At 63.0% G+C, this 5,710-nt stretch carries 5 protein-coding genes; 4 read left to right on the top strand and 1 reads right to left on the bottom strand.

Annotation, left to right across the window (positions count from 1 at the left end; translation table 11 throughout):
* Window positions 1-156: 156 nt before the first annotated feature.
* The 4 genes from EN943_RS34270 to EN943_RS34255 all read left to right on the top strand — a co-directional run bounded on the left by EN943_RS34270 (window position 157) and on the right by EN943_RS34255 (window position 4,226).
* Complete coding sequence (locus EN943_RS34270) at window positions 157-1,449, top strand: cytosine deaminase (RefSeq protein WP_127416294.1); 1,293 nt, start codon at window positions 157-159, stop codon at window positions 1,447-1,449.
* The gene (locus EN943_RS34265) at window positions 1,449-2,852 is read left to right on the top strand and encodes an FAD-binding oxidoreductase (protein WP_127416295.1); all 1,404 of its coding nucleotides are present in this window, start codon (window positions 1,449-1,451) and stop codon (window positions 2,850-2,852) included. The genes EN943_RS34270 and EN943_RS34265 overlap by 1 nt, the downstream gene beginning before the upstream one ends.
* Window positions 2,853-3,057: 205 nt before the next feature.
* Window positions 3,058-3,639, top strand: coding sequence for an NAD(P)H-dependent oxidoreductase (locus EN943_RS34260; protein WP_127416293.1), 582 nt, complete (start codon window positions 3,058-3,060; stop codon window positions 3,637-3,639).
* Window positions 3,639-4,226, top strand: coding sequence for an NAD(P)H-dependent oxidoreductase (locus tag EN943_RS34255; RefSeq protein ID WP_127416292.1), 588 nt, complete (start codon window positions 3,639-3,641; stop codon window positions 4,224-4,226). Before EN943_RS34260 ends, EN943_RS34255 begins: the two co-directional genes overlap by 1 nt.
* Window positions 4,227-4,371: 145 nt before the next feature.
* Here EN943_RS34255 and EN943_RS34250 read toward each other — a convergent pair.
* Window positions 4,372-5,710 (bottom strand): glycine cleavage T C-terminal barrel domain-containing protein (locus EN943_RS34250; protein ID WP_281060874.1); only part of this gene is annotated, 1,339 nt, incomplete at its 5' end.

Here is a 5,710-nt window from a genome sequence, read left to right as displayed (position 1 = left end):
CCTCTGTCCTGCCGGACATCTCCCCCTCAAGGGGGGAGATTGGCTGTTGTCACGACCTTCACCAATCTCCAACGTTGAAAAAAAAGAGCCGGCGCGGACGCTGCCAATCTCCCCCCTTGAGGGGGAGATGTCCGGCAGGACAGAGGGGGGCAACGCTTGATACCAACCTTCGGCTCTTACCATCTCGCCAACGTTCGCCTTCATCGCTCACTGGCGCCAGGCCTTTCCGCGCCCTTCGATGCTGACGGCTTCGGGCTTGCCGACATCGCTGTGGCCGACGGGAAGATTTCCAGCATCACCGCGCATGGCCGATCCGCCGATGCGATCGACCTCGCCGGCCGTATAATCCTCCCATGCTTCGTCGACTGCCACACACATATCGACAAGGGCCATATCTGGCCGCGAAAACCCAATCCCGATGGCACGTTCCTGGGCGCGCTGAATGCCGCCGGTGCCGATCGTGTGGCACGCTGGAGCGCCGAGGACATTGCCCGGCGCATGGATTTTTCACTGCGCTGCGCCTACGCCCATGGCACCCGGGCGCTGCGCACACACCTCGACAGCGTCGCGCCGCAGGAGGAAATCTCCTGGCCGGTGTTCGAGGCGATGCGCGAGACATGGCGCGGCCGCATCGAGTTGCAGGGCGCCTGCCTGCTCGGCATCGAAGGCGTGCGCGACAAAAAGTGGTTCGACAGGCTGGCAAAGAGGGTTGCCGCGGCACAGGGCGTGCTCGGTGTCGTCACCTATATGGTGCCGGACCTCGAAGAGCTGCTCGACCATGTCTTCGCGCAAGCCATCAAGCATGGCCTCGATCTCGATTTCCATGCCGACGAGACCGACGATATTTCCGCCATATCGCTGAAGAAGATCGCCGAGGCCGCGCTCTGGAACGGTTTCGAAGGCAACATCCTCGTCGGCCATTGCTGTTCGCTGGCGCGCCAGCCGGACCTCGATGTGCTGGATACGCTGGACAAGGTGGCAAAGGCGGGGTTGGCCGTCGTCTCGCTGCCGATGTGCAATCTCTACCTGCAAGACCGCCGCTCGGATCAGACCACGCCGCGCTGGCGTGGCGTGACGCTGCTGCACGAGATGAAGACGAGGGGCATTCCGGTGGCGGTCGCTTCCGACAACACGCGCGATCCCTTCTACGCCTATGGCGATCTCGACATGCTGGAGGTCTACCGCATGGCGACGCGCATTCTGCATTTCGATCATCCCGTTGCCGACTGGCCGCAAGCGGTTACCGCGACGCCGGCCAAGGCGATGCGGCTTGATGGCTTCGGCACGCTGGTCAGCGGCGGCGATGCCGATTTCATCGTGTTCAAAGGCCGAAGCTGGACGGAATTGCTGTCGCGGCCCGAATCGGATCGCATCGTCGTGCGCGCCGGACGCGCAATCGACCGGCAATTGCCCGACTATGCCGAACTCGACGAACTGATGGTGGAATGATGGACGTTTCGGCGCTCAAACGCGATCTCGAAGGCCTGAAGGTCGACGACAATCCGGCCATCGTCCAGCAGAAGAGCCGCGACTTCTACTGGTACAGCCCGGTGCTGAAGCAGCAGCTCGATCATGTCACCGGCGACCTGATCGTCACGCCGAAGAACGAGGCCGAACTGATCCGCGTGCTTGCCGCCTGTCATCGCCATGGCGCGCCGGTGACACCGCGCGGCAGCGGCACCGGCAATTACGGCCAGGCGATGCCGCTCTCCGGCGGCGTCGTGCTCAACCTTGCCGAGATGAACGAGATCAAGTCGATCGCGCCTGGTCGCGTCGTGACCGGGCCGGGGGCCATCCTGGCCGATATCGACAAGGCAACGCGGGCGCATTCAGGGCAGGAACTCCGGCTATCGCCCTCCACCTACAACACCGCTTCGATCGGCGGGTTCATCGCCGGCGGTTCGGGCGGCGTCGGCTCGATCAATTTCGGCGGGTTGCGCGATTTCGGCAATGTGCTGCGCCTGCGTGTGGTGACCATGGAGGCCGAACCGAAAGCGCTCGAACTCACCGGCGAGGACCTGCACAAGGTCACCCATGCCTATGGCACCAACGGCATCATCACTGAGGTCGAGATGCCGCTGACCGCGGCTTATGAATGGATCGACGTCATCGTCGGCTTCGACGCTTTCATGGATGCCGCCCGCTACGGCAATGCGTTGGCATGCCAGGACGGTATCCTGACCAAGCTGATCACCCCGATAGCGGCACCCGTGCCACAGCTCTATTTCAAGCGGCATCAAAAATTCCTGAAGCAAGGGCAGAGCATTTGCGTCGTCATGGTGGCGCGGCACGGGCTGGACGCTTTCCTGGCCTTCACCCGCCGTGCCGGCGGCGAGGTGATCTACAATGCGGCAACCGCGACGCCGGACGAGAAAAAGGGCCTGCCGCCAGCCTATGAGCTGGCTTGGAACCACACCACGCTGCGGGCGCTGCGCGTCGATCCTTCGATTACCTATCTGCAGTCGCTCTATCCCTTTCCAAACCAGCTGGCGTTGGTCGAGAAGATGGACGCGATGTTTCCGGGCGAAGTGTTCTCACACCTCGAATTCGTGCGGCTGGACGGCAACATCACCTGCTTTGGCCTGCCGCTGGTCAAGTTCACCACCGAAGCGCGGCTCGACGAGATCGTGCGCCTGCATGAGGAGAATGGCTGCCCGATCTTCAACCCGCACCGCTACACGCTGGAAGAGGGCGGCATGAAGCAGACGGATGCCGTGCAACTCGCGTTCAAGCGCGAAACCGACCCGCAAGGCCTGCTCAACCCCGGCAAGATGATCGCTTGGGAAAACCCGGACTACGACTACCGCTCGGGCCGGACATTCCTTTTCAAGGGGCTGCAGAGGGCAAGCTGATGACCAGCGTGTGGCGCTGCACCCCCCTCTGGCCTGCCGGCCATCTCCCCCTCAAGGGGGGAGATAAGATTGCCGCACTGCTTTCGCCAACCATCAACGTCGCAGATAGGCAGCAACGCGGAAACCGCCAATCTCCCCCCTTGAGGGGGAGATGCCCGGCAGGGCAGAGGGGGGTGCCTCGCGCTGACCTGCAGGATGTCCTCCGATGAACATCCTTGTCCTCTACGCGCATCCGGTCGAGACCAGCTTCAATGCCGGCCTGCATCGGATGATCGTCGAGCGCCTGACGGTGGCGGGCCATACGGTCGACGACTGCGATCTCCATGCCGAGGATTTCGATCCGCGGCTGACGCGCCAGGAACGACTGGACTATCACAATCAGCGCGGCCCCGCCGATGCTGTCGCGCCCTATGTCGAGCGCCTGCTGCGGGCGGATGCACTGGTGCTTTCCTATCCGGTCTGGAACTATGGCTTTCCAGCGATCCTGAAAGGCTTCTTCGATCGCGTCTTCTTGCCCGGCGTGTCGTTCAAATTGGTCGACGGCAAGGCGCAGCCGTCGCTGCACAACATACGCAAGGTTGCGGCGGTGACCACCTATGGCGGCAGCCGGTTCCGCGCCATTCTGATGGGCGATCCGCCGCGTAAACTGATCAAGCGCATGCTGCGCGCCACCGTCCAACCGGGCGCGCCGGTAAGCTATCTTGCGCATTATTCGATGAATCTGTCGACCGACAGCACGCGCAAGACCTTCATGGCCAAGGTCGCGGCCTGCATGGATGCCTTCTGATGCGCGCGCTGGTGGTCTACTGCCATCCGGTGCCGGACAGCTTCTGTGCGGCAATTCGCGACACCGCCATCGACGTGCTTATGCGACGAGGCTGGGAGGTGCGGCTGCTCGACCTTTATGCGGAAAAATTCGATCCGGTGATGGGCTGCGACGAGCGACGCTCCTACAACGACCAGGCGCCACAGGATCCGGCGCTGAAGCCGCATTTCGAGCTGCTCAACTGGGCCGAAGCGATCCTGTTTGTCTATCCGACGTGGTGGTACGGACTGCCGGCAATGCTGAAGGGCTGGCTCGACCGGGTGTGGGCGACGGACGTCGCCTTCAAACTGCCGGCAGGCAAGGGACGGATCAAGTCGCTGATGACGCATGTAACCAAGGTCGGCGTCATCACCACCTGCGGCGCCCCGACCTGGTGGAGCGTCGTCGTCGGCCAGCCGGGACGCAAGACCCTGCTGCGCGGCATGCGAGCACTGTGCGCGACACGCTGCCGGACCTTTTTCCTGGCGCACTATTTGATGGATGCCTCGACGCCGCAGACGCGGGCGGCGTTTTTGGCGAAGGTGCGAGGGAAGTTGGAGCGGTTTTAGGAAATTAGCGTCCTTCTCCCCGTTCTACGGGGAGAAGATGCCGGCAGGCAGATGAGGGGTAGCACGAACTTTTCAGACCTTGGCGCCGCCCCTCATCCGGCCCTTCGGGCCACCTTCTCCCCGTAAACGGGGCGAAGGAACTGCGCTACATCTTCACCCGCTCGGCCTTCGGATCGTACATCGGCTTCAGCGACGCTTCCGCCGCAAAACGCTCGCCGGCGATCTCGATTTCGTAGGTTGAGGCCAGCACATCGGCCTCGCTCTCGCCCTCGCAAGGCACATAGCCCAGCCCGACGGCGCCGCCGAGATGATGGCCGTAATTGCCAGACGTTATCGGACCAACCATCTTGCCGTCGCGCAAGATCGCCTCGTTGTGGAAGAGCAGGGGTTCTGGGTCTTTCAGTCGGAACTGAACGAGTCGGCGTGACAGGCCGGCTTCCTTCTTGCGCAGCACGGCATCGCGGCCGATGAAGTCGCCCTTGGCGGTCTTCACCGCGAAACCGAGGCCGGCTTCCAGCACATTGTCCTCGTCGGTGATGTCGTGGCCGAAATGCCGGAAGGCTTTTTCGATACGGCAGGAATCCAGCGTGTGCAGGCCGCAGAGTTTCAGGCCGACATCCGCACCTGCCTCCTCGATCGCCTCGAAGACATGGGCCGCCTGATCGGTCGAGACATAGAGTTCCCAGCCGAGTTCGCCGACATAGGTGACGCGATGGGCGCGGGCCAGGCCCATGCCGATCTCGATCTCCTGGAACGTGCCGAACGGATTTTTCTCATTGGAGAAATCGTTGGGGCTGACCTTCTGGATCAGCTTTCGCGCGTCCGGGCCCATCAGGCAGAGCACGCTTTCGGCCGCCGTTACGTCGGTGATGACGACGAATTCGTCGGCGACGTGCCTGCGCAGCCAAGCCAGATCGCGCTGCAGCGTGGCGCCTGGGACGACGAGGAAGTAGGCGGTTTCCGACAACCGCGAGACCGTCAGATCGCTCTCGATGCCGCCGCGCTTGTTGAGCATCTGGGTGTAGACGATCTTGCCCGGCGCCACGTCCATGTCGTTGGCGCATAGTCTTTGCAGGAAGTGCCGAGCGTCGCGGCCCTCGACACGGATCTTGCCGAACGAGGTCATGTCGAACAGGCCGACGCCATTCCTGACCGCGAGGTGTTCTTCGCGCTGGTTGTCGAACCAGTTCTGGCGCTTCCAGGAATAGCGGTATTCGCGCTCCTGGCCCTCGCGGGCGAACCAGTTGGCGCGCTCCCAGCCGGCGACTTCGCCGAACACGGCGCCGCGCGCCTTCAGATGTTCGTGCAGCGGCGAGCGGCGGACATTCCTCGACGTCGCCATCTGCCGATAGGGGAAATGGTCGGCATAGAGCAGGCCGAGCGTTTCCGAGACGCGCTCCTTGAGGTAGCGGCGGTTCTTCTGGAACGGCTGGGCGCGGCGGATGTCGACTTCCCATAGGTCGAAGGGGGCTTCGCCATCATTG

Source organism: Mesorhizobium sp. M7A.F.Ca.US.006.01.1.1 (assembly GCF_003997935.1).
In the GTDB taxonomy this organism is placed as follows: Bacteria; Pseudomonadota; Alphaproteobacteria; order Rhizobiales; family Rhizobiaceae; genus Mesorhizobium.
The sequence above is the reverse complement of the archived record's forward strand: the minus strand, read 5'-3'. Positions and strand labels throughout refer to the sequence as shown.

Coding starts and splice junctions, on each gene's coding strand:
- EN943_RS34265 (WP_127416295.1), top strand. CDS start 1,449: ATGGACGTTTCGGCGCTCAAACGCGATCTCGAAGGCCTGAAGGTCGAC.
- EN943_RS34260 (WP_127416293.1), top strand. CDS start 3,058: ATGAACATCCTTGTCCTCTACGCGCATCCGGTCGAGACCAGCTTCAAT.
- EN943_RS34255 (WP_127416292.1), top strand. CDS start 3,639: ATGCGCGCGCTGGTGGTCTACTGCCATCCGGTGCCGGACAGCTTCTGT.